This is a genomic window from Paenibacillus tyrphae (assembly GCF_000722545.1).
GTDB lineage: Bacteria > Bacillota > Bacilli > Paenibacillales > NBRC-103111 > Paenibacillus_G > Paenibacillus_G tyrfis.
This window is the reverse complement of sequence record NZ_JNVM01000004.1, coordinates 529,200-553,629: the sequence shown is the minus strand read 5'-3', so window position 1 is coordinate 553,629 and position 24,430 is coordinate 529,200. Positions and strand designations below refer to the sequence as shown.

25 protein-coding genes are annotated in these 24,430 nt (G+C 55.3%); 4 read left to right on the top strand and 21 right to left on the bottom strand.

What is annotated here, in order from left to right; genetic code table 11:
* Positions 1-208 precede the first annotated feature (208 nt).
* Entirely contained in the window at positions 209-1,933 is a 1,725-nt protein-coding gene (gene acsA, locus ET33_RS05830) for an acetate--CoA ligase (protein WP_036677668.1), read from the bottom strand.
* 148 nt (positions 1,934-2,081) lie between these two features.
* Between acsA and ET33_RS05825 the strand changes: the two genes are divergently transcribed.
* Positions 2,082-2,714: a GNAT family N-acetyltransferase gene (locus ET33_RS05825; protein WP_036677667.1), complete on the top strand. Its 633-nt coding sequence runs from the start codon at positions 2,082-2,084 to the stop codon at positions 2,712-2,714.
* A 16-nt stretch (positions 2,715-2,730) separates the two neighbouring features.
* Complete coding sequence (locus ET33_RS05820; RefSeq protein WP_036677665.1) at positions 2,731-3,909, top strand: acetoin utilization protein AcuC; 1,179 nt, start codon at positions 2,731-2,733, stop codon at positions 3,907-3,909.
* A gap of 103 nt (positions 3,910-4,012) precedes the next feature.
* On the opposite strand, the gene ET33_RS05815 is transcribed toward ET33_RS05820, so the two are convergent.
* The 15 genes from ET33_RS05815 to crcB form a co-directional block, all read right to left on the bottom strand.
* Positions 4,013-5,398, bottom strand: a complete 1,386-nt coding sequence (locus ET33_RS05815) for a glycine--tRNA ligase (RefSeq protein WP_036677663.1) — start codon at positions 5,396-5,398, stop codon at positions 4,013-4,015.
* Between the two features lie 58 nt (positions 5,399-5,456).
* Complete coding sequence (locus tag ET33_RS05810; RefSeq protein WP_036677661.1) at positions 5,457-6,158, bottom strand: 5'-methylthioadenosine/adenosylhomocysteine nucleosidase; 702 nt, start codon at positions 6,156-6,158, stop codon at positions 5,457-5,459.
* Between the two features lie 38 nt (positions 6,159-6,196).
* Positions 6,197-7,210, bottom strand: a complete 1,014-nt coding sequence (gene ccpA / locus ET33_RS05805) for a catabolite control protein A (RefSeq protein ID WP_081890212.1) — start codon at positions 7,208-7,210, stop codon at positions 6,197-6,199.
* Positions 7,211-7,364: 154 nt separating this feature from the next.
* Positions 7,365-7,781: a hypothetical protein gene (locus tag ET33_RS05800; RefSeq protein WP_051775120.1), complete on the bottom strand. Its 417-nt coding sequence runs from the start codon at positions 7,779-7,781 to the stop codon at positions 7,365-7,367.
* A gap of 169 nt (positions 7,782-7,950) precedes the next feature.
* Positions 7,951-8,361, bottom strand: a complete 411-nt coding sequence (locus ET33_RS05795; RefSeq protein WP_036677659.1) for a VanZ family protein — start codon at positions 8,359-8,361, stop codon at positions 7,951-7,953.
* Positions 8,358-8,900 (bottom strand): type 1 glutamine amidotransferase domain-containing protein, encoded by a 543-nt coding sequence (locus ET33_RS05790; protein WP_036677656.1) that lies wholly within the window; start codon positions 8,898-8,900, stop codon positions 8,358-8,360. The genes ET33_RS05795 and ET33_RS05790 overlap by 4 nt, the downstream gene beginning before the upstream one ends.
* Positions 8,901-8,946: 46 nt before the next feature.
* The gene (ptsP, locus tag ET33_RS05785; RefSeq protein ID WP_036677654.1) at positions 8,947-10,713 is read right to left on the bottom strand and encodes a phosphoenolpyruvate--protein phosphotransferase; all 1,767 of its coding nucleotides are present in this window, start codon (positions 10,711-10,713) and stop codon (positions 8,947-8,949) included.
* Positions 10,706-12,610, bottom strand: coding sequence for a glucose PTS transporter subunit IIA (locus ET33_RS05780; RefSeq protein WP_036677652.1), 1,905 nt, complete (start codon positions 12,608-12,610; stop codon positions 10,706-10,708). Before ET33_RS05780 ends, ptsP begins: the two co-directional genes overlap by 8 nt.
* 134 nt (positions 12,611-12,744) lie before the next feature.
* Entirely contained in the window at positions 12,745-13,482 is a 738-nt protein-coding gene (locus ET33_RS05775; protein ID WP_036677650.1) for a hypothetical protein, read from the bottom strand.
* 129 nt (positions 13,483-13,611) lie between these two features.
* A complete protein-coding gene (thiE, locus tag ET33_RS05770) occupies positions 13,612-14,262 on the bottom strand; it encodes a thiamine phosphate synthase (protein ID WP_036677648.1) in 651 nt (216 codons plus the stop codon).
* Between the two features lies 1 nt (position 14,263).
* Positions 14,264-14,692 carry a CoA-binding protein gene (locus ET33_RS05765; RefSeq protein ID WP_036677822.1) on the bottom strand — a complete coding sequence of 143 codons (429 nt, stop codon included), beginning with the start codon at positions 14,690-14,692 and terminating at the stop codon, positions 14,264-14,266.
* 28 nt (positions 14,693-14,720) lie between these two features.
* Positions 14,721-15,542, bottom strand: a complete 822-nt coding sequence (locus ET33_RS05760) for a C39 family peptidase (RefSeq protein WP_179223878.1) — start codon at positions 15,540-15,542, stop codon at positions 14,721-14,723.
* A 72-nt stretch (positions 15,543-15,614) separates the two neighbouring features.
* Entirely contained in the window at positions 15,615-16,910 is a 1,296-nt protein-coding gene (gene aroA, locus ET33_RS05755; protein WP_036677646.1) for a 3-phosphoshikimate 1-carboxyvinyltransferase, read from the bottom strand.
* Between the two features lie 23 nt (positions 16,911-16,933).
* Complete coding sequence (locus tag ET33_RS05750) at positions 16,934-17,317, bottom strand: fluoride efflux transporter FluC (RefSeq protein WP_036677644.1); 384 nt, start codon at positions 17,315-17,317, stop codon at positions 16,934-16,936.
* Positions 17,314-17,706, bottom strand: a complete 393-nt coding sequence (gene crcB, locus ET33_RS05745; RefSeq protein ID WP_036677642.1) for a fluoride efflux transporter CrcB — start codon at positions 17,704-17,706, stop codon at positions 17,314-17,316. The genes ET33_RS05750 and crcB overlap by 4 nt, the downstream gene beginning before the upstream one ends.
* Before the next feature lie 128 nt (positions 17,707-17,834).
* Between crcB and ET33_RS05740 the strand changes: the two genes are divergently transcribed.
* Positions 17,835-18,128: a rhodanese-like domain-containing protein gene (locus ET33_RS05740; protein ID WP_036677640.1), complete on the top strand. Its 294-nt coding sequence runs from the start codon at positions 17,835-17,837 to the stop codon at positions 18,126-18,128.
* Here ET33_RS05740 and ET33_RS05735 read toward each other — a convergent pair.
* Positions 18,125-18,640, bottom strand: coding sequence for a shikimate kinase (locus ET33_RS05735; RefSeq protein ID WP_036677638.1), 516 nt, complete (start codon positions 18,638-18,640; stop codon positions 18,125-18,127). The two genes, ET33_RS05740 and ET33_RS05735, sit on opposite strands and share 4 nt — an antisense overlap.
* A gap of 165 nt (positions 18,641-18,805) precedes the next feature.
* Here ET33_RS05735 and ET33_RS05730 point away from each other — a divergent pair, with 165 nt between their 5' ends.
* Entirely contained in the window at positions 18,806-19,147 is a 342-nt protein-coding gene (locus ET33_RS05730) for a hypothetical protein (RefSeq protein ID WP_036677636.1), read from the top strand.
* Positions 19,148-19,151: 4 nt separating this feature from the next.
* Here ET33_RS05730 and gndA read toward each other — a convergent pair whose 3' ends face one another.
* The 4 genes from gndA to ET33_RS05710 all read right to left on the bottom strand — a co-directional run bounded on the left by gndA (position 19,152) and on the right by ET33_RS05710 (position 24,418).
* Positions 19,152-20,564 (bottom strand): NADP-dependent phosphogluconate dehydrogenase, encoded by a 1,413-nt coding sequence (gndA, locus tag ET33_RS05725; protein WP_036677633.1) that lies wholly within the window; start codon positions 20,562-20,564, stop codon positions 19,152-19,154.
* Between the two features lie 243 nt (positions 20,565-20,807).
* Positions 20,808-21,575: an SDR family oxidoreductase gene (locus ET33_RS05720; RefSeq protein WP_036677631.1), complete on the bottom strand. Its 768-nt coding sequence runs from the start codon at positions 21,573-21,575 to the stop codon at positions 20,808-20,810.
* Positions 21,576-21,588: 13 nt separating this feature from the next.
* Positions 21,589-23,148, bottom strand: coding sequence for a gluconokinase (gntK, locus tag ET33_RS05715; protein WP_036677629.1), 1,560 nt, complete (start codon positions 23,146-23,148; stop codon positions 21,589-21,591).
* Position 23,149: 1 nt separating this feature from the next.
* A complete protein-coding gene (locus ET33_RS05710; protein WP_036677626.1) occupies positions 23,150-24,418 on the bottom strand; it encodes a nickel pincer cofactor-dependent isomerase, group 22 in 1,269 nt (422 codons plus the stop codon).
* Positions 24,419-24,430 lie beyond the last annotated feature (12 nt).

Genomic DNA, 24,430 nt, shown 5'->3' with positions numbered 1-24,430 from the left:
GGAGGCGGACGTAAACTCTTACAGGATATACCCCACCTCTATTATGAGATTTTCTAAACCTAGGATTTCTCAACACTCTGAGGATACAAACCGCTTGCGCGGTTCGTATCCTTTTTTGATAATAAAAAAAGGAGGATTTCCGCCGCTTGAAGCAGCAGAAATCCTCCCTTGATGATGAACGATATAAAGCCAAGATCGGACGAGCTTCCTAGTCCTCGATGGTTGACAAGTCGCCTGTCGGCAAATTAAGCTCCCATGCTTTCAGCACGCGGCGCATAATTTTGCCGCTGCGGGTTTTCGGCAGCTTGTCTTTGAATTCGATCTCACGCGGCGCCGCGTGGGCGGACAAGCCTTCCTTGACGAACTTGGAAATATCCGTTTTAAGCTCTTCGGACGGCGTATAGCCTTCGCGCAGGGCAATGAACGCTTTGATGATCTCACCGCGCATCGGGTCCGGTTTGCCGATAACCCCCGCTTCCGCAACCGCTGGATGTTCTACCAGCTTGCTCTCGACCTCGAACGGACCTACGCGCTCCCCAGCTGTATTGATGACGTCGTCGACGCGGCCTTGGAACCAGAAGTAACCGTCTTCGTCCATATAAGCGGAATCGCCGGAAATGTACCAGCCCGAGATCCGGAAATACTCTTCATATTTCGCCGGATTGTTCCAAATTTTGCGCATCATCGACGGCCAAGGCGTCTTGATCGCCAGATTGCCCATGCGGTACGGCGGCAGCACGTTGCCTGCATCGTCGATGATCGCCGCTTCGACGCCTGGAATCGGCTTGCCCATCGAGCCCGGACGGATCGCCATGCTCGGGTAGTTACAGATGAGATGTCCGCCTGTTTCCGTCATCCACCATGTATCGTGAATGCGCTGATTGTACACCTTCAGCCCCCAGCGGACGACTTCCGGGTTCAGCGGTTCGCCTACGCTGAGCACGTGACGAAGGGAGCTCAGATCAAACTGCTTCATCGTATCGTCGCCGGCGCCCATTAGCATACGGAAAGCCGTCGGTGCGCTGTACCATACCGTGACCTTGTATTTCTCGATCGTACCGTACCAGTTCTGCGGAGAGAAGCGGCCTCCGCGGATGACGTTGGTCGCACCGTTGAGCCATGGCGCAAAAATACCGTAGGACGTTCCGGTCACCCAACCCGGGTCCGCCGTACACCAATAAATGTCCTGCTCCTGAAGATCCAGCACGACACGCCCGGTATAATAATGCTGCAGCATGGCGTTATGGACGTGGAATACGCCTTTCGGCCTGCCCGTAGAACCGGATGTATAATGAATGATCAATCCGTCTTCGCGTTCCACCCACTCGATCTCGAGCTCTTCGGAAGCGGTGGCCATTTCTTTATAATAATCGACCTGGCCTTCGGATAAAGACAAATCTTCTCCGACCAAGATCACATGCTTCAAATGCGGGAGGTCTTGAACAGGCACACGCGAAAGCTGCGAAGGCGTCGTAATAATCGCCACCGCCTCGCTGTCCTCCAGACGATCCTTGACGGCCGTCTCCATGAACGCTTCGAACAGCGGACCGACCACGGCTCCGACTTTGATCGTGCCGAACAAGGCAAAGTAAAGCTCCGGCGAACGCGGCATGAAGATGAAGACCCGGTCGCCTTTCACTACGCCAAGCTTGCGCAGAATGTTGCCGAACCGGTTGGACTGGGCTTTTATTTCCTTGAACGTATACTTTTCATCTCGGTGGTCATCGCTGTAGTACAGAGCGATCTTGTCTCCGCGCTGCGAATCGGCGTGGCGGTCAATCGCTTCATAAGCGACGTTCACCTTACCGGTTTGGGACCATGTGAATGCTTTCTCGATATCCGCCCATTGAAATTGGGCGCGTTCTTCCTCGTAGTTTTTCATGTTGGGCGATGTTGCTACGGGTGCAATGATTTCGACATTCGTATGATCCATGACCATTTCCTCCCCAAAGCTCTCTTTTTTTTCACTTTGATGAAACGCTTTCATACGCACTAAAACATATTATACCACAACACTTTTTATCCGACTATTTTTTTGTTATTCTTAAGGTGAAGTTCTGGAAGGGAGTGAATCGCCACAGATGGAGCATGTTAAATTGTATCATTCCCAAGTTATTCCGTATCAGAACGGCGAAATCATTCTGGAGGGCCCCGTGCCTCCCGAGCAGCTCCGCGATTACACGATGCATCCGGATCTGGATGCGTTCCGAAGGCCCAAAGAGCAGTTCGAGGCGCTTGTCGAAATTGCCGGGCTGCCGGAGGGACGAATCGTTCTGGCGAGGATTTCGACGCAGATTGTCGGCTACGTCACATTCCATTACCCCGACGAGATGGAACGCTGGTCGGAAGGAAATATGGAGGACTTGGTCGAGCTGGGCGCGATCGAGGTGGCGGACGACTATCGGGGACTTGGCCTTGGCAAGAAGCTGATCCGACTGGCCTTCGAGGACGGGCAGCTTGAGAATGTCATCACGTTTACGACCGAATATTACTGGCATTGGGACTTGGAAAAAAGCGGACTTACCGTTTGGCAGTACCGGGATATGATGGAGAAGCTGATGAAAAGCGTCGATATGGTCTGGTATGCTACCGACGATCCGGAAATCTGCTCTCATCCGGCCAACTGCCTGATGGTGCGCATCGGCAAAAATGTGCCGCTGTCTTCCGTGGAGCAATTCGACCGGGTCCGATTCCGGCAGCGGTTTATGTACTGATGGGAGCGCGAATAGCATGAGTGCAAAAGCTTTGTTTGTTTACGACGAGAATGAAGTCGCCTACAAGTTCAACGACAGTCACCCGTTTAATCAGCTAAGACTGGTACTGACGGTCGACCTGCTGCGCAAGGCGAAAGCGCTGTCCCGCGACAGTTTGATCCGGCCGATGCCGGCCGACGAAACGCAGCTTTGCTCGGTGCATTCGCAGGAATACGTCAATGCCGTCAAGGCATTAAGCGCCGACCAGCCGACGGAAGAGTGGCTGCATCAGGCAGGAAAATACGGGCTGGATACGGAGGATACGCCCTTTTTCCCGGGAATGCACCAGGCCACATCCTTTCTGGTCGGAGGCTCGATTCGGGCGATCGATGCCGTGCTCGGCGGAGAAGCCGAGCACGCCCTGCATTTGGGAGGCGGGCTGCACCATGCCATGCCGCATAAAGGAGCCGGCTTTTGCGTCTACAACGATGCAGCCGTAGCCATAGCGCATGCCAAGAGCAAGTATGGTGCGCGCGTCCTGTACATCGATACCGACGTGCATCACGGCGACGGCGTTCAATGGAGCTTCTACACCGATCCGGACACCTGTACGTTCTCGATTCATGAAACGGGCAAATATTTGTTTCCCGGTACGGGAGCGGTGAACGAGCGCGGCGACGGGACGGGCTTTGGAACGACGATCAACGTGCCGATGGAGCCCTTTACCGAGGACGAATCGTGGCTGGAATGCTTCGAGGAAGTGCTTGTCAAGACGGCGGCGCAGTTTAAGCCGGATCTTATCGTTTCCCAGCACGGCTGCGATGCCCATGCCTACGATCCGCTGGCTCATATTCACTGCAGCATGGAAATTTACCGGGCGATGCCGCGCATCATCCATCGACTGGCACATGAACACTGCCAAGGCCGGTGGGTAGCGCTCGGCGGCGGAGGCTATGATATTTGGCGCGTCGTCCCGAGAGCCTGGAGCCTCCTCTGGCTGGAAATGAGCGAGCATCCCCTGCTCCGGCAGCTGGAGCAGAACCCAGATATGGCCCTGCCGGCCGACTGGGTAGCGAAGTGGCAGCCGTATTACGGTGAAGCGCTTCCAACTACGTGGCTCGACGCGGTGCATACCTGGGATCCGATTCCGAGGCGGCGAGAAATTGCCGAGAAAAACCGGCATACCAAAGAAATTGCCTCGCTTTATTTGGCCTAGTTCTTTAACTCGCAGCATAATTGCCGTACAAGTACCTTGGTTCGTTCTATGAAAATGCAAACAGCCCGCGGCCGTATTGGCGCGGGCTGTTTAGTCTTGTAGATTAGAACTGTACTTTCGACTCGATAAACGCTTTGAGCTCGCTGATCGGCATCCGCGTCTGCTCCATCGTATCGCGGTCGCGAACGGTCACTTGACCGTCCTGCTCCGATTCGAAGTCGTACGTAATGCAGAACGGCGTACCGATCTCGTCATGACGGCGGTAACGCTTGCCGATCGAACCGGCCTCGTCATAATCGACCAGGAAGTGCTTCGCCAAATCGGCAAATACTTGGTTGGCTCCGTCGGAAAGCTTCTTCGACAGCGGGAAAATCGCCGCTTTATAAGGCGCCAGCGCCGGATGCAGATGCAATACCGTCCGGCTGTCGTCGCCTTCCAGCTTCTGCTCTTCGAATGCGTCGATCAGAAACGCCAGCGTTACCCGGTCCGCACCCAGCGACGGCTCGATGCAGTACGGAACATACCGCTCGTTCGTTTCTGGCTCGATATAATTGAAATCTTCGCCGGAATGCGTCATGTGCTGCTTCAAATCGTAATCCGTGCGGTCGGCGATACCCCACAGCTCGCCCCAGCCGAACGGGAATTTGTATTCGATATCCGTCGTCGCATTGGAATAATGGGACAGCTCGTCGTCCGAGTGGTCGCGCAGGCGGATATTTCCTTCCGTGATGCCGAGGTTCAAGAGCCAGTCGCGGCAGAACGCACGCCAGTATTCGAACCATTGCAGGTCTTCGCCCGGCTTGCAGAAAAATTCAAGCTCCATTTGTTCAAACTCGCGCGTGCGGAAAGTGAAGTTCCCCGGCGTAATTTCGTTCCGGAAGCTTTTGCCGACTTGGCCGATACCGAACGGCAGCTTTTTGCGCATGGTGCGCTGTACGTTCTTGAAATTGACGAAAATGCCCTGCGCCGTCTCCGGACGCATATAAACGACATTCGCGCTCGATTCGGTCACGCCCTGGAACGTTTTGAACATCAGGTTAAACTGGCGAATTTCGGTGTAATCCAACGCTCCGCAGTCCGGGCAAACGATCTTATGCTCGGTGATCAGCTTCTCCATCTCGACAAACGATAGACCGTCGACGATCATTTCGATGCCTTTTTCCGCCAAAGCGTTCTCGATCAGTTTGTCGGCGCGGTGACGCACTTTACACTGCTTGCAGTCGATCATCGGGTCGTTGAAGTTGCCCACATGGCCGGATGCGACCCAAGCTTGAGGGTTCATCAGAATAGCCGCGTCGAGACCGACATTGTACGGGGATTCCTGAATGAACTTTTTCCACCAAGCGCGCTTAATGTTATTCTTCAGCTCAACGCCGAGCGGACCGTAGTCCCACGTATTGGCAAGACCACCGTAAATTTCGGAGCCCGGGAAAATAAAGCCTCTGTGCTTGGCCAAAGCGACCAATTGTTCCATCGTTACGGATGACATCGTTATATTCTCTCCTTCTACTATCTCTGGTTTGGACCGCTTCCGGTATCCGACAGACCTATGGCAGACGCTTGACAATTTGATCCACAATACGGTATGAGTTCTCGGAAGCCTGCACGGTGAATTCCGCAAAATTGACGTGCGCCGATCCGTCCGCCTTGTCGGACATGGAACGGATGATGACGAACGGGATGCCGTTCATCGAGCAAGCCTGTGCGACCGCCGCGCCCTCCATCTCGACGCACGCGCCTTGAAGCTCATTATGCAGCAATTGGACCGTCTCCCGGCTGGCGATAAACTGGTCGCCCGAAAGCACGCGTCCTTCCTTAACCGCCCCGAACAGCTCCCGGCTCGCTCTGGCCGCGGCGCTGCGCAGTCCCATATCGGCGGCAAAAACCGACGTCGCCTCGTAAGGAATCGTCCCCCGTGGAAATCCAAGCGCGGTCACATCCATATCGTGCTGAAGGCACTCCGTCGACACCACGATATCGCCGACGTTCAGCGACGGGTCGACCGCCCCTGCCACTCCGGTGAAGATTACGGCTTCCACGCCGTATGTATCGATCAAAATCTGCGTCGTTACGGCAGCGTTCACTTTGCCTACGCCCGATTTGCACAGAACGATGCTTTTACCGTGGAACACGCCTTCGTAGAAGGTGATCCCAGCCTTCGCGGATTCCCGCACCTGCTCCATATGCTCATGAAACAGCTCGATTTCTTCCTTCATCGCGCCGATGACGCCTAATTTACCGTACGTCAACCCAGAATCCCCCTTTTTACAAAAGAAAGTGGCTCATATTAGCGATGAGCCACCGAATTTCTATAAATCACTTCATGCGGCAAAATAACTTGCGATAGCTCCGAAGCATCCTTCGTTTCTTTATTCATCAGCTTGGTCAACAACCGCATTGCCACGGCACCGATGTCGTACATCGGCTGAGCAACCGTTGTCAGCAGCGGACGAACCATCGAAGCCATCCGAATGTTATCCACGCTGATGACGGACATGTCTTCCGGAACCTTCAAGCCGTTATCCTGGAGCGTGTGAATCGCTCCGATCGCCATCTCGTCCGTTGCGGCAAAGATCGCCGTAGGACGGTTGTCCAACTCCAGAAAGTACTTCGTTACTTCAAGGCCCGATTCATAGCGGTAGTTCCCGATGCGGACCAGCTCTTCGCGCAGTGGAATGTTCGCGGCTTCGAGCGCTTTCTTGTATCCTTGGTAACGGGCGTAACCGTTGGCCGGGTCCTGCAAAGTGCCGGAAATCATGGCGATATCGCGGTGTCCGTTCTCCAGCAGCACGTTCACGGCATCAAACGCCGCCTTCTCATGGTCGATATCAACCGAAGGAATCGTCCGCTGTTCATCCGCCGTCGCACACAGCACCACCGGCACCGAAGACGTCTTGAACGCCTGAATGTGCTCCTCGGTAATCGCCCCGCCCATGAAGAGCAGTCCGTCCACTTGCTTCTCCAGCAAGGTGTTAATCACACGAATTTCTTTTTCCTTCTTCTTGTCCGCATTGGACAAAATAATATTGTAGTGGTACATATTCGCGATATCTTCGATGCCGCGCGCAACCTCGGAAAAGATCGAGTTGGAAATATCGGGAATGACCACGCCGACCGTTGTCGTTTTCTTGCTGGCTAAGCCTCTTGCTACGGCATTCGGACGGTAGCCTAAACGCTCGATCGCCTCAAACACCTTCTTGCGCGTTTGCGGCTTCACGTTTGGGTTATTGTTGACAACCCTGGAAACGGTTGCCATGGAAACGCCTGCTTCTCTGGCTACATCATAAATTGTCACAGTCACGGCCATTCTCTCCATTGTTCTAAAAAGTATAATGCGATCATGTCATTTAGCCTTATCATACGACAAAATGCTTGTTTTCGCAACGAATTGGTCATAGTCCTACGAATATAGTATCAAAAAGACACAAAAAAAGCCAACTGCGGAGCAGCGGCTTTCAAAAATCGTGTACCGTTACCGAATGCTTGGCGATTTGCGACAGTCTTTTGCGGACGTCGTCAATCCATCCTCCGTCGTCCAGCGACTGGGCCAACAGCAGCAGATCAAGCAGTTCGTTGATTCTTTCTTGGATTATTGTCTCTACAGGGTCGGCTGCCCTTTTTTTCTCCGTTACTTTGACCATCAAATGGGCGACTTCGCACACATCGTCAAACTGAAGCAATTGCTTCTCCGGCTCGCTGCCGAGCTTGCCGATGAGTCCGGTCAAATCCGGCTTCACTTCGGCAAACACCTCGCTGCGGTTGCAGGTGTCGCACGAGAAAATCGGAACGTTCCCGATCTCGACTTTGTTTTGGTAAATGACGGTACGAAGACGAATGCTCATCGCCTTCCCACACTTGCACGGCTTATGCAACAACTACCACTCCTTTTGGCAGCAACGCCAAACCTTTCTCAAACGACCGGAATCCGTTGATTCCGACGGTCCCGACAAACGCGCCACCGTCGTCTATGACGGTGCATCCGTTTATCCTGCTTATGTACAAATATTCTACCTTCGCGAACAAACTCCTGCCGCCGCGAGGCTAGTAATATTTAGCACACAGGCGCTCGTAAGCGCGCCGGACAAAAGGCAGCGATAGCGCAAGCATCGCCAGAGCGGCTCCAATCCCATCGTTGCGGATGTCCATGATATCCGGCGTGCGCCCAGGCACGAACGATTGGTGATACTCGTCCGTCACCCCGTAAAGCACGCACAGCAGCACGACCGTAAACTTCGCCAGAAAGGACAGCCGCTTGGGACGAAGTGCCCATAAATAAGTCCAAGCCAATATAAAGTAAGAAACGAAATGGCCCCAATCGAACCCTTCCATCGAAGGAATAATTAGGCGTATTTCATCCAGCCATCCCCCAAGATCGTCGCCGGTTCGCGAGGACAAATAAAAAATAACTGCCATCCACAGGACGGAAGGCAGCCACCTGACGATCATGTTCATCCCTTATGCTCCTCGGCATATTGCGCCAAACGGTCTACGAACGCTTTGGTAAATGCCGGAAGATCGGGAGGTCTGCGTCCGGACACAATGTGCCGGTCGACTACCGCTTCCTGATCGACCCAAATCGCTCCCGCATTTTCCAGATCGTCCTTGATGCCCGGCGTAGAAGTCATGGTGTAGCCCTGGCATATTTTCGCCGAAACGAGCACCCAGCCCGCATGACAAATGTGCGCAATCGGTTTTTCCGCTTCGTGAAATTCACGGGTCAGCCGCAGTACCGAAGCATAGCGGCGCAGTTTGTCCGGCGCCCAGCCTCCCGGCACGTAAAGACCGATATAGTCTTCGGACTTCACTTCGTCCAAGGCATACTCGGTCGTCAAAGGTACGCCGTATTTTCCATGATAGACGGTACCCGCCTTGGGGCCGGCCAGATGTACGTCAAGCCCGGATTCCCGCAGCCGCAGCACCGGATACCACATCTCCAGATCTTCAAACTCTTCGTCAACAAACGCAAGCACTTTATGTCCCGCAAGATTCATCCCATTCTCTCCCAACCATGGCTAATATCGCAAAAATCAACAGCGCTTAAGAGAAACCGCAAGCGGGTCGCGTGCGGCCCGACTGATCGGCGATATCCGTCTCCAAATATTTGGTAAGGACGGTCACCACTTCGGCGCTGCTGGCACAGCCGGCCAGCTCCTCCCAAATCTTCTCGCCGTCGCTGTGCCTGCTTTGGAGCAGGCTGTTTTTGACCTTCAATATCGACTGCACCGACATGCTCAAGTCGGTAATGCCGAGCGCGATCCAAATCGGCAAAGCGCGGACATCCCCTGCCAGCTCGCCGCACACGCTGATATGCGTCCCGTGCTTGTGGGCATGATCCGCCGTAATCTTCAGCATGCGGAGCACCGACGGATGGAACGGGTCGTACAAATGCGCCACCGTCTCGTTCATCCGGTCGACAGCCAGCACGTATTGGACCAGGTCATTCGTTCCGATGCTGAAAAAGTCGACCTTTTGCGCCAGCAGATCGGAGATCATGACCGCGGCCGGAAGCTCGATCATGATGCCGACCTCGATATCCGAGCGGAACGGGGTTCCTTCGTCGGCAAGCTCCTTTTTCGCTTCCTCCAGCACTTCATTGGCTCTGCGCAGCTCGTCAAGCGAAGAAATCATCGGGTACAGGATCTTCACGCTGCCGTAATGGCTCGCCCGCAAAATAGCCCGAAGCTGCGTTTTGAACAAATCCGTCCGGTCCAGCATGATCCGGATCGCGCGGTAGCCGAGCGACGGATTCTCTTCCTCCGGCAGGGCCAGGTAATCAAGATGCTTATCTCCTCCGACGTCCAGCGTCCGAATGACAACCGGCTTGCCGCCCAGCCGCTCGGCCACTTCGCGGTATACAGCGAACTGCTCCTCTTCTTCGGGGAAGCTGCTGCGGTCCATATACAAAAACTCCGTCCGGAACAGGCCGACGCCGGAAGCGCCGTTCTTCATGACCAGCTCCAGCTCCTTCACCGAGCTGATGTTGGCCGCCAAATGCATCTGCCTTCCGTCCTCCGTCCGGGTAGGCAAATGGGCCAGCTTTTGCAGCTGCTCCTGAACGGCTTTCCACGTTTCCTTACGCGCCTTGTACTTCTCGATCACAGCGTCGGCCGGATTCACATAGACGACGCCCTCGTCGCCGTCGATGATCAGATAGTCGCCGTTTTGAATCGGCGTTTGCAGCTTGCCTTCGAGCCCGAGAACGTACGGAACGCCCATCGCGCGGGCCATGATCGCCACATGCGACGTTTTGCCGCCCAGCATCGTGACCAGCCCTAGCGCCAGACTCACGTCCAGATGCACCATTTGGGACGGAATCAGCTCTTTGGCTACGAGAATATAGGGCTGATCCTTGGGCGGCAGCGTCTCTTCGAGCGCTCCCAGCAAATGCTTAAGCAGCCGGTTGCCGACATCTTTAATATCGAGCGCGCGCTCCTTCATATAGCCGTCGTCGAGCAGATCGAACATTCCTACGAACTTGTCAATCGCTTCTTTGACGGCGACCTCGGCCGCTTTGTACTGCCGCTGCATAATCCCCTGCACTTCGTTCATGAAAATCGGGTCTTCCAAGATGGCCAGATGCGCATCGAAAATTTGCGTTTGCTCCTCGCCCAGCACGCTGACGAATTCCTGTTTGATCAGTTCGATCTCGTCCTTGGAATGGCGGATTCCGTCATATAACCTTTCGAATTCATACGCTAAGTCCGTGACGTCGATCAGCTTTTCGGGAAAGTCCCATTCCCAGGTTGGAATAACGAAAGCTTTGCCCATTGCAATCCCCGACGAAGCCCCGATCCCCTCAACCATAAGCGTTCCCTCCCCCTGTAACTCCTGTTGTAGCGGTATTTTTCAGCATGACGGACATGACCGACGCCTGTCCTTTCTTCACGGCTTTGTATGGCGCGAAGCTCCATGATCTCACCATATCGACGTTCGTGATGAGCATAGGCGTCGCGAGCGACTTGCAGTTTTTCTTCACCTTCTGCAGATTGAACCTGACGAGCAGTTGGCCGGGTTCGACCACGTCTCCTTCTTTCACGTAAGCGGTAAAATATTTGCCCTGCAGGCCGGCGGTATCGATTCCGATATGAAGGAGCACTTGAAGTCCCTGCTCCGTTTCGATCCCAAGGGCGTGAAGCGTCGGATATACGTGAATGATTTTACCGGCTACAGGCGACACGAGCTCTCCTTTATCAGGGAAAAAAGCGACGCCGTTTCCTACCAGCTTCCCGGCGAAAATTTTGTCCGGCACTTCCTCCAGCGGGATCATCCGCCCTTGCATCGGCGAGCTGAACAGCACTTGCTGAATATCTTTGCGCATCGACTTGATCATCTCTTCGCGGATCAATTCCGAATACGTCCCGAACACGACCTGAACGTTGCCCCCGCCCAAACGAATGACGCCGGCCGCGCCGAGCAGCCGAAGCGCCGACACATCCATCTGGCGGTCATTGACTAGCGTGAGCCGCAAACGGGTAATGCACGCTTCGATGCTCTTGATGTTTTCTTTGCCGCCAAGCGCCTGCAAAATGAGCGGCGAACGGTATGGTATATCCCCGGCCCATTCTTCGAGCTGCGAGCCTTCTTCACGGCCGGGCGTCGGGATACGGAAGCGGCGGATCGCCCAGCGGAACAGTACATAGTAGACGATGCCGTAAGCAAGCCCGATCGGAATCAACAGCAGGCCCCGGGTCGACAAGTGCAGATTGATCAAGTAATCGATCGCTCCCGCCGAATAGGAGAAGCCGTGGTGAATGTCGAGCACGTAAGCGATCCACATCGCCAATCCCGAAAGAATCGCATGCACGAAAAACAGATACGGCGCCACAAACAAAAACGCAAACTCAATCGGCTCGGTCACCCCGGTTAAGAAGCAGGCGAATGCCGCCGTCAAGAATGTCGTGCGAATTTTCGGCTTTAAATCCTCGCGCGCTTCCTGAATAATCGCCAAGGCAATGGCTGGCAGCGCGAACATCATGATCGGATACAAGCCGGCCATATACACTCCCGCTGTCGGGTCACCGGCAAAGTAACGGGGCAAGTCGCCGAATACAGGCTTTCCTTCCGCATCGTTGTAAGCACCGAGCTGAAACCAAAAAAAGTTGTTAAACACGTGATGCAGTCCGGATGGGACCAGAAGACGGTGAATAATGCCGTATAAAAATGCGCCGAAGCCGCCGAGCCCCAGAATAAAATTCGTGAGCTTCTCCATCCCGGTTTCGAGCACAGGACCAACTTGAATCATCAGCAGGATCAATAAAAAAATGGCAAGCCCCATCAGCAGCGGCACCATGCGGGGACCACCGAAAAATTGAATCGATTCGGGAAGCTGAATGTGCTTTACCCTATGATAAATGACGGCGGCCAGCAATCCGATCAGGATTCCGCCGGGAACGCCGAGCTGAAACGAATCGCCGAGGTAACGCTGCGTCGCTTCGCTGAACATGTAATGGCCGATAAGCGCCGACATGCCCGCGATACCTGCGCTTTCCGTCAGCCCCAGAGCAACGCCGACCGCAAAAATAAGCGGCAAATACGTAAAGATCGTTGTGCCGCAGAGCAATAAAATTTCCCCGACGCGGGGCATATGAATCCGATCCCAAGGCAGGGTACCGAGGCGCAGCAAGATAGCGGCAACGGGAAGGGTAATGGTCGGCATCATAAGCGACCGGCCAAGCTGCTGCAAGTTTCCCATCCAATTCAAATCGGTCCGTTCCCCCTTTCATACTAACGATGGTACGCTCAGAACCGTTTTTTGTCAAACCGTAAGTTCAGGGAAAAACGCAAAGAAGACGGGCCGCTTGGGCCCGCCTGTTCGAGGCTGCTTGCCGATAAAAATTAGAATCTGTTAAAGCCCATGGCGCTTGCGCCGAAACCGGTTGTGCCGATCCCCGTTGCGCCAGTGCTGAAGTGGCTTTGAGCCGGTTGGCTGGAGTCGGAACGAAGATAAGCGTCATGGCCTTGCTGATTGCCGCGGTAGTGGGCCATATGGTACGGTTGCGGGCTTTGGAATTGGGAATACGATTGCCCGGAAATGCCATAAGGCTGGCTAAATTGGGTTTGGCCGGCAAAGCTTGTCGCGCCGAAGTGGCTTGCTCCGACCCCGAATTGGCTTTGAGCCGGTTGCGTGGAATCGGAACGCAGGTAAGCGTCATGGCCCGCCTGATCCCCGCGGTAATTGGCCGTGTGGTACGATTGCGGGTTTTGGAATTGCGCGTACTGTTGTCCGGCTCCGTAAGAAGCGCCAGAAGCGCCGAATTGGCTTGCACCGATCCCGAATTGGCTTTGGGCCGGCTGTGTGGAATCGGAACGAAGATAGGCGTCATGGCCTTGTTGATTGCCACGGTAGTTGGCCGTATGGTACGATTGCGGGTTTTGGAATTGCGAGTACTGCTGTCCCGCTCCGTATTGCTGGCCCCCCGCTCCGTATTGCTGCCCGATTCCGGATTGATTCAACGACTGGTTGTATTGGGATTGTACATAACCGACCGGTTGGTATTTCGTGTATTGGGAGCTTGCAAGACCGGACGTACCCAATTGGTTTTGGTAGCTGCTTTGGAAGCCTTGTTGGTGCATGCGAAAAAATCCTCCTCGAAGTTTATTATTGGAAGTCTTCCGGTGCTGGGTCGTTGTTCCGTTCCATTCCAGAAGCCTTTCTTATTGTCTTCAAGGAGGATTTATTTTATTACTTGCCGTTTATTTTTTTTAGGATCGTCCGGGACAAATTTCCTGCTTTAACTGCCGGGCGGCCAAGCAAGGATCGCTTTGCCGAACGATAGCCGATACGACGGCTACTCCGTCGGCGCCGGCCTGAATGACGGGCGACGCATTGGAAGCGTCAATGCCTCCGATCCCGACCATGCTAATATGCGGCCAGCGCTGCTTGATCTCCGAAATCAGCCCGGTGCCTATCGGCGCCCCGGCATCCCCTTTGGTGAGGGTGGAATACACGGCGCCCACGCCCAAATAATCCGCGCCTTGAGCCATGGCCCACTCCGCTTCAGCCATCGTGCCGGCGGAGATACCGATGATCTTATCCACGCCGAGCAGCTTGCGGGCTTCCGATCCCGGCAGATCGTCCTGGCCGACATGCACGCCGTCGGCGTTCAGCGCGAGCGCTACATCGACCCGGTCGTTAACCAGAAACGGGACGCCATATTTCCGGCAAAGCTCCCGCAGCGCTCTGCCTTCTTCGATGACGCGGGACAAAGGCGCTTTTTTCTCGCGAAGCTGGATCATCGTTACGCCCCCGTCCAGTGCCGCCCGGGCAATCTCTAGCGCCGATTTCCCTTCGTGACCCGAGAGATCCATAACCAAGTAAACCGATAAATATTGACGAACGTCTGACCGGAACAAATTATTTCCCTCCGGGCAGCAAAATCGAGTCTTCTACTTTGATGCAGCGGTCCATGATCACTTCAAGACCGCCTGCACGGGCAATATCCGCCGCTTCTTCGTTAAAGATCCCCTGTTGCAACCAAAATACTTTGGCCCCGATCCACACCGCTTCCTCGGCTACGGGAACGACCTGTTCGCTGCGGCGGAATACGTTCACGATATCCACCGGTTCGGGAATATCGGTTAGCGACGCGTAGCAAGTTTCCCCGAGAATCGATCCGCTTACGGTCGGATTGACCGGGATAATGCGGTAACCCTTCTTCTGCATGGCTTCCGCAACCATGTAAGATACGCGGTCGGGCTTGTCGGACAGCCCGACGACCGCTACGTTGCCTGCTCCTGCCAATAGTTCTTTGATTCGTTCCCGCGGTGGATTTTCAAAAGCCATGACGTAAATCGCTCCTCGCTTCATGAATTTATTTCGCCTTCGTATAGCTTATCGCTTGGCGTCCCATCGCATCCCATGTTGCGATAAACGCTTCTTTATCGATTTTTTTGTTGCTTTTGCCGGCAAGCGGGTCGTTGACATATACGTACTGTTCGTCAAAGCCGACCAGCAGCACCGCATGCTCCATAAAAGTCGTTTCGATCGGTCCGATCGGCGTATCCCACACGATCCAATTGTCCGGAACCTTATAATTGATGGTCGTCCAGACGACGGATGGCACACCCTGAATCAATTGGTCTTCAAGCTTCGAGAACGGTTCCTTGGTCAGATCTTGCGCCGTAGGAACATAAGCCTTAAGCAGCTCAAACAATGCGGTGTGATAAATCGCGAAGCCTTTAGCTGCACCGGTCACCTCTCCGACGAATCCGGTGTTCGGATTGCCCCAGTAAGCGATCGAGCCGTTTTTGTTATAGCGGATCGGGGTCGGATCTTTTTTCATCTCCGGAACCAAATCCATCTTGGATTTGTCAACACCGTAAAATTGCAACAGCATCGCAAGACTCGTCACTTCGCATCCGGAAGGAAGCTCAGGCAGCTGCCGAATATGCGGCGCTTCCAGCAATACGCTTTTCGGCCGCTCGACAGGCTTCGCCTCAGGCGGTGCAGCGGTTGCGGCTGCCTTAGCTGCGGCAGCTTCTTGCTCCGCGTAGGCGACGGTCGGGTCCCGGAACCATGTCTGTCCCGTTAGTTTAGCGTAAAGCAGTACGCCAAATACACCGCTGGCAAAGAGAAGCCCTGTGATGAGAAATAAAGCAAGCGTGACCTGGATTCCTTTCCACAATACGGTCACGTCCTTCACCGCCTCGTTACGATCAGCATGCCGATCATGATGATGGATAGAGCAACGCAGGCGCGCAGCACCTTACTCTTGAACCAGTTCGATCTGCGCCCCGAGCGAGAGCAAATGCTCGAAGTAATGCGGATAAGATTTGGCCACATGGTGCGCGTCGTTGATAATCAAGCCTTGCTCGGAGCGGAGGCCGACGACGGTAAGTGCCATGATGACGCGGTGGTCGTAGTGCGCGTTAATCTCGACGCCGCCCGTTACGCCCTGCGGACGTCCGTGGACGATGATCTCGCTTTGTCTTTCCTCCACATCGGCCCCGGCTTTGCGCAGCTCGTTTACAAAATCTGTAATTCTGTCGCATTCCTTGTACCGCAGGTTCTCTACATTGTAGAAACGGGACGTACCCTCCGCGAATACCGCCGCCGCAACCATCGCCAGCACGGCGTCGGTGAAATGATCCCCGTCGAATTCGCCTGCGGTCAGCTTCTGATTGCCGCGAATCCGAACGGTATCGTTCTCGTGGGTAAGATCGACGCCCATTGCGCGGAGCACATCGACGACGGCCCGCTCGCCCTGCTTGCTTTGCTCCGCCAGATGAAGCACCGTCACATCCGAATGCGTCACGGCCGCTGCGGCCAGGATGGCGGCAGAGCCCGGATAGTCGCCCTGAACCGTATAGCTTTGGGGCTTGTACTGCTGGTTGCCCGGAATTTTATAATGCATCAAATCGTCGGACGCTTCGATCTTCACGCCCGCTTGGGCAATGACTTCCAGCGTCTGGCCGACGATAATTTTCGATTTCAGATCGTGAAGTACCGTAATCTCGCTATCCTCGTCCAGCAGAGGAGCAACGAACAGCAAGGAGCTTAAAAATTGCGAGCTGACATTCCCGGAAACGGTAATTTTTCCGCCGTGCGGATGGCCGCCCCGAATCGTAATCGGCAGCTTTCCTTCGCGGTGCTCGACCTCGACACCCATTTGCTTCAAAGCATCGATCAGATCGTCATGGGGCCGTTTGCCGAGGGAATCCGGATAAGCGTTAATGAACGTCACCTCCGGGCAGAAAGCGGCGACCGACATCAAGAAGCGGAGCACCGCTCCCGCATTGCCGACATTCAGCTCGCTCACATGCTTCGGATGACGGCCGAAGCCGCGGATCGTCATCTTCTCGTCGTCCTCTTCCAGGACGGCGCCCAAATCCCGGATGCAGCGGCGCATCGCGTCGCTATCCTCGCTGTGGGCCGGAAAGTGCACCGTGCTCGTCCCGTCCGCCAGCGCGGCGATGAGCAAATAGCGGGTCGTGTAGTTTTTGGAAGACAGGGCGTTAATCGTCCCGTCCAGACGCGGGGTCGGTTTGACAATGGCTTTCATCGTAAAGTATCTCTCCTTGTCCGTCAGAGCTTTATATATGTAAGTGAAAGGATATAGCCTGCATAAGCAAGCAGCAAACCGAGTGTATACGACAGCCCCATATACAGCCAGGCCGTCCGGCTTTCGCCTTGGCGAAGCAGCGCTTCGCTTTCCAGCTTTAACGTCGAAAAGGTCGTAAATGCTCCCATAAACCCACTGCCAAGGAGCGCCATCAGCCGACCGTCTGCCCCTCCTCCCCACAGGACGCCCAACAGGAACGAACCGGCCAGATTGACCGTCAGCGTTCCGTATGGCAGAGAAGTTTTAAGCCGTTCCGCGATCCGGCTGCCGATCCAATACCTTGCAACGGCGCCGGCAAAGCCTCCTGCGCTTACGAGCAGCAGCGTTCCTAACGTATTCGACATCATTCCTCAGAACCCCTTTTTACCGCCGTCAAATTTAAGCCGAACCGGCGCCCGAGACGAACGCAGACGATTCCGCCCCACAGGCTGACGATAAAATAGAGTGTGGCGATCGTCCAAAGCTGCTGCTGGAGCATGGATACGAGCTCCCAGCTTAATGTCGAGAAGGTCGTAAACGCTCCGACGAATCCGGTCGTCAGCGCGGCGCGAAGGCTCGGATACCGCTTCAAACCGGGCAGATAGGCCAGAAAACCAAGCGTCAGGCAGCCGGCCAGGTTGCACAGCAGCGTTCCCCATGGCAGCGAGGAGACCTGCTGCGGATTCATCGCAACGGATAATCCGTACCGTGCCAACGCTCCGGCGATTCCCGCCAGACCTATATAAAGTACGGTCATCCCATATCGTCCCCATTCGAAATAAGCGTCATCAACGACAGGCGTTCCGCTTCGTTTGACACGCTGCCGTTTTCTTTTTATGATGAAGGCAAGTCGGCCGCAAGCCGAACGAGAAGGAGGCTGTATTGATGCATACGATTACCCCGCAAGAAGTTAAGCAACGGCTTGAAAACGGCGAAAAGCTTACCATCATCGACGTGCGCGAACAGGAAGAAGTCGCACTCGGCATGATTCCGGGAGCCAAGCATATTCCTTTGATGGAAATCCCTCAGCGCCTTGACGAAATCCCGCAGCACAGCGAAACGATTCTTGTCTGCCGCAGCAGCAATCGCAGCGGACGGGCGCTTGAATATTTGGAAGCCCAAGGCTTCACTGGGCTTGTCAACATGACCGGGGGCATGCTGGAGTGGGAGCAGCTTTAAGCCCGCTCCTGCTCCAAACGGCTGCAAATCTCGTCAACGATCTGCCCGACGCTCTTGCCGTCCGTCTCCACATGGAGATCCGCAAAATCGTACGCGTGCTTGCGGCTCTCCATAATGTGGCGGACGCGTTCTTCGACCCCGCCTTGCAGCAAAGGACGGCTTTGATCGGACCGGACCCGCTCGATGATTGTTTCGGCGGACGCCTTCAGCGCGACAACCAGGCCGCTGCGCTGCATGAGAATCCGGTTTTGCTCTGCTAGAACGGCCCCGCCTCCAGTGGCAACTACTTGATGCCGACCTTGCAGCGTTCGTTCGATCGTCTCGCTTTCCGCTTTGCGGAAGAAGGGCTCTCCGAGCTCCGCAAACATTCGGGTAATGCTCATTCCCTGTGCCCGCTCAGTGGCAGCGTCCGTATCCTCGTACACCCAGTTCAGCCTCGAAGCGAGCGCTTGTCCGACGGACGATTTGCCGGTTCCCATCATACCGACCAACACGATGTTACGGTATTCCACTTCCCTGCACCTCTGACTTTCGCATCATTCAACTGACCCTATCATATCATAGCCGACACCGTGTGAATAGAAAGTTTGACAAAAACATAAGATGGTTGTGAATAAATTCCAGCCAGATCAGTCATGATGTTTAATGCATATTTCCCGAAGGGAGAACACGGTCATATGACGCAAGGCGCTCTACCGCAGACCAGCGCGGCCGGTCCAGACTGGACCGAGCACAAGCTGGAACAAATCATGGATCCCACACGACCCTTATGCCGAGAAGAAATCGTCTGGATGCTGGAGTATATTAAAAAAAAGGTGGCCGAGGAAGACCCGAACTTGACGGATCTTTCCCAGCCACGGCTGCTCAAAAACTTCAGATATTTTGCCGAAATCGCTTTGATGCTCATTCAGCGGCGGAGCGGCCACGATATGGAAGCCGACCGGCTCAAGAGCTGGCTATACGAAGCGTCCTTCGGTCTGCATCCGGTCAAGCCGGACCGCATCAAAAGGCACCTGTAGCCGCTTAGTTTTCCATCCAGTGGAAGTGGAAGGTGCCTTCTTTGTCGACCCGCTTGAAGGTATGCGCGCCGAAATAATCGCGCTGCGCTTGCAGCAGGTTGGCCGGCAAACGCTCGGTCCGGTAGCTGTCGTAGTAAGCCAGCGCGGAAGCGAAGGCCGGAACCGGCACGCCGCGGGTGATTGCCGTTGCGACGACGCTTCTCCAAGCGTCTTGGTACTGCTCTACGATGCCCTTGAAGTATTCGTCAAGCAGCAGGTTTCTCAGCTCCGGGTCGCGATCGTACGCATCTTTGATGTTTTGCAGGAAACGGGCGCGGATAATGCAGCCGCCGCGGAAAATCATCGCGATGCTGCCGTAGTCCAGGCTCCAGTTGTATTCCTCGCTTGCCGCTCTCATTTGGGCGAAGCCCTGCGCGTAAGAGCAAATTTTGCTCGCATACAGCGCCTTCCGTACCGCTTCGATAAACGCCGCACGGTCGCCGTCGAACGCCGCTTGCTTCGGTCCGTTCAGCACTTTGCTTGCGGCAACGCGCTCTTCTTTCATGGCCGAGATGAAGCGGGAGAAGACGGATTCGGTAATGATGGACAGCGGAACGCCGAGATCAAGCGCGCTTTGGCTTGTCCATTTGCCCGTACCCTTCTGGCCGGCGGAATCGAGAATGACATCGACCATCGGCTTGCCCGTTTCTGAATCGTATTTGGTGAAAATGTCGGTTGTGATTTCGATCAGGTAGCTGTCCAGCTCGCCCTTGTTCCAATCGGCGAAAATCTCATGAAGCTCCTGCGTACTGACGCCAAGCACGTCTTTGAGCAGATGGTAAGCTTCGCAGATGAGCTGCATGTCGCCGTACTCGATGCCGTTATGCACCATCTTGACGTAATGGCCGGCGCCGTCCGGTCCGATGTAGGTGCAGCAAGGGTCGCCATTGACTTTGGCCGAAATGGCCGTCAGAATCGGAGCAACCAGCTCGTAGGCGTCTTTTTGCCCGCCCGGCATGATCGCAGGGCCTTTCAGCGCGCCTTCCTCGCCGCCGGATACGCCCGTACCGATAAACCGAAGGCCGTGCGCTTCCAGCTCCTTGTTGCGGCGCTGGGTGTCCGGGAAAAATGCGTTGCCGCCGTCGATGATAATATCGCCTTTTTCCAAATGAGGAACCAACTGGTTAATCGTGTCGTCCGTAGCATGGCCCGCTTGCACCATGATTAAAATTTTGCGAGGCGTTTCGAGCGAAGCCACGAATTCCTCGATGCTGTATGTACCGACCAGGTTCTTGCCTTGCGCTTCAGCGAGCAGCGCATCCGTTTTCTCCCGCGAACGGTTGAAGACGGACACTGTGAAGCCTCTGCTTTCGATGTTCAGAGCCAGGTTTTTCCCCATGACCGCAAGACCGATAACGCCGACTTGTTGTTTGGACATTGTGGTTTCTCTTCCTTCCTTTTTCTATATTTAATTTTGACGATTTACGGGGTTGCAGCTAGCGGTTTTCGAAAAGGTTCGGCCGAAGGTCAGAATATCAATCGGAAAGTTTACGTGGCGCCTTTGAAAAAGGATTCTTACCGCAAGGTAAGTTCGATGGAATCCATTTTCAAGAGCGCCTGGAGATTGATATTGCTGCACCGCAAGCCTCGTTTCCTTTTTGAAAACCGCTTTTTCCCACCCTTAAATCGTCATCGCTCCGAAGCCCCCGTCCACCCGCAGCACTGTGCCGGTGACGAAACTCGAAGCTTTCTCCGAAGCCAGATACACGGCTGCGCCCTGAAGCTCTTCCGCTTCGCCGAAACGGTTCATCGGCGTATGGCGCATGATGGATTCGACACGCTCGGGAGACAAAATTTTGCGGTTTTGCTCGGCCGGGAAGAAGCCCGGAATGATGGCGTTGACTCGTACGCGTGCTGGAGCGAACTCACGCGCCAGAAATTGGGTGACGTTGTTCACCGCCGCTTTGGAAGCGGAGTACGTGAACACTTTGGACAGCGGCGGATCCGAAGATACGGAGGAGATGTTAATGATGCTGCCTCCTTCGCCCTTGTCCACCATATGCTTCCCAAAAATTTGACACGCCAACACGACGCTTTTGAGATTCACTTCCATAATCGAATCCCATTCGTCCATCGAAATGTCAAAAAACGGCGTCGCGCTGTTTTTGCCCGGACAGTTCATCAAAATATCGCAGCGTCCCGTCCACGCAAGCACCTCGGACAACGCCCGCTTTAAGTCCTCGGCATTCGTCGCATCCGCCGAAAAGCACTTGGCCCGTCCGCCAGCTGCTTCGATCCGCTTCGCAACTTCTTCGGATTTCTCCATATTGCGCCCGACCACCGCGACATCCGCCCCGTGTCCGCCCAGCGCAATCCCCATCGTTCCGCCTAAGGTGCTGTTGCCTCCGATGATAACTGCCGTTTTTCCCGATAAATCGAATAAGTTCATGGCCCGATGCCCCCTAAGATTTCGTGTGAATCTGTTGAAAGGCGGCGATGGCATCAAACTCATCCTTCAACTGATGGTACACACGATTATAAATTTTTGTCAACTGTTGATATACTTCATGGTTCGGCTCGCTTGCCCGAAGCGACTGCTCCACCTGCATCCAATCGTGAACGCTGGAGAAATCTTTGATCTCGCCGAGCGCCAGCATGCCGAGCTGCGCCGCCCCAAGGCCGGAGCTTTCGATCGTATTCGGCACGGCGACATTCGCATGCAGCACGTCGGCCATCATCTGGAGCCAGAACGAAGAGCGGGCAAAGCCGCCGGAAGCGCGTACCTCCCGGGTCGGGCCGCAAAGCTCCTCCAGTGCGGAAACGACCGAATGAATCCGGTACATGACGCCTTCCAGCACCGCCCGGATCATATGCTTCTTCTGATGATAAAGCGATAACCCGAAAAATACGCCGCGCGCGTTCGCGTTCCAGTACGGCGCCCGCTCGCCGGTAAGCAGCGGCAAGAAGATGAGCCCGTCGGAACCTGCAGCCACCTCACAGGCCAGAGACGTCAAATAGTCGTACGGGTCCATGCCCAGGCGGCGCCCTTCTTCCGCTTCCGCCGTCGCAAGCTGATCGCGCACCCAGCGGAACATGATGCCGCCGTTGTTGATCGCGCCGCCGACAACCCAGAAGTCTTCCTTGAGCGCATAGCAGAACAGCCGGCCCTTCGGATCGGTTATCGGCTCTCGCACGACGCCGCGGACAGCGCCGCTGGTCCCGATCGTTACCGCGTACACGCCCGGCTCGAAAGCGCCGACGCCAAGATTGGCCAGCACGCCGTCGGACGCGCCCACGACAAAGGGCGTATCCGCCGAGAGCCCCATCGAAGCCGCATCTCCGGCGGTTAGCCCTTGCAGCACGTGCGTGGTCGATACGGGCTCCGACAGCTGCTCGGGCCGGACGCCGCAGGCTTCAAGCGCCTGCTTATCCCACCCCAGCTCCCGCAGGTTGAACAGCCCGGTGCAGCTTGCCAGCGAGTAGTCGATCACCAGCTTGCCGAACAGCTTGCCGAACACATATTCTTTGATGCCGATAAACTTATACGCCTGCTTGAACAGGTCAGGCCGGTTGTCCCGGAGCCACATCAGCTTCAGCAGAGGCGACATCGGATGAATCGGAGTGCCCGTATTCCGGTAAATGTCATGGCCGTTCCGTTCTTCCTTCAGCACTTTGACGTAGCCTACGCTGCGGTTGTCCGCCCACGTGATGCAGCGCGTCAGCGGGTGCAAATCGCGGTCCACCACGATCAGGCTGTGCATCGCCGAGCTGAACGAGACACACAGCACTTGCCCGGGCAGAACGGCCGCTTTGCTGATGACTGCGCGAATGGCGGTAAGAACCGCTTGATAAATTTCTTCCGGGTCCTGCTCGGCCATGTCCGGTCTGGGTGTGTAAAGCGGATACTCCACCGCATGAGACGCAAGCACACGGCCGCTCCTGTCGATCACCAGCGTCTTGGTGCTCGTCGTGCCGATATCCGCGGCGATAATGTATGGCTTGGGTACAGACAAACCGCTCATTTTATACCAGATTCCCTTCGCTGTTGAATGGCAGATCGTACGGTTCGGTCAAAATCTCGATATCCAGATGAAGCTTCGCTTCCTCAAGCAGATTGACCGAAATCTCGATTTCGCCCAAATGCAGCGTATCCCTTATACGCACTAGCCGGCATTGGGTATAATCCAAAATATTGCAGGTTTTGACCGCGGCTTTGATGGCGTACAGGTCGTTTTCGAGTGTCGTTGCAATTTTGGTCGGCGCGCATACGGTGGAAGTCAGCCCGTTGGCGTACGTCGCGGCTAAATCCATCTTGTCGACCAGCCGCTGCGTCGTGAAATCGGCCGTGCCGACACCGTTGGCGTTGCCTTTCGTTTCCGGCGTCGTGTCGAGCACGACCATTTTGGACACGTCGGGACCGCCGTGCGCGTACGGCGTCGGATAACGGCCGGTAATGTTCGGGTCCATGCCGTCGCCGCTGATGTTTTTGCCGATGTAATCGATGACGAGGACGTCGATTTGATCGAACAAAATTTTCGGAAGCCGGGCTTTGGCGATCTCGAGTAGCACCATCTCGCGTTCCTCCACCTGTGTTGCGGGCAGCACTTCGACGATGCACGTTTCGTCATATGCATTTTCCACCAGCGCCACGCCGAATAGGATCGGCAGCTTTTCAAGCATAATCCTCGCCATGGCCGGCACGTTTTCCGCCATATATTTGAAGCCGAGCTGGTGGCACGCTTCCGCCCCTTTTTGTTTGCCGAGCCCGATGGAAATCATTTTCATAATGCCGCTTTCGATTTTGCCGCGGAAGGCTGTGTGCGGCTTCACCCGGTTGATCACGACGATGGCATCCGCTTCGTATGCGTATTTGTCAACGTAAACCGGCAGGCCGTTCGGCAGCTGGTCGATCTGCACGACCTCCATCGTCGAGCGGATCGGCACCCCCATCGCTTCCTCCGTAACGCCGAGATGGTGAAGCACTTCCTTCTGCCCTTCGGCGGTCGCGCCGCCGTGGCTGCCCATGCAGGGAACGATGAACGGATGGGCGCCCGCCCGTTTGATCGCATCAATCGTCGTCCGGGTGAAGGCGGCGATGTTCGCCACGCCGCGGCTGCCTACCGCCACGGCCACCTGCTGGCCAGGCTTGATCCGGTCGATCGTGCCGGGCTTCGCCAGCTCGCGCTCCAAATCCTCGGTCGGGCGCTCCAGCCGGGTCCCGTCAAATTTTTGACGGATGCGGACCATTTGCGGAATCGGGATGTCTTGCAGAAGCGTTCTGAGTACGCTCATGTTAGTTGCCTC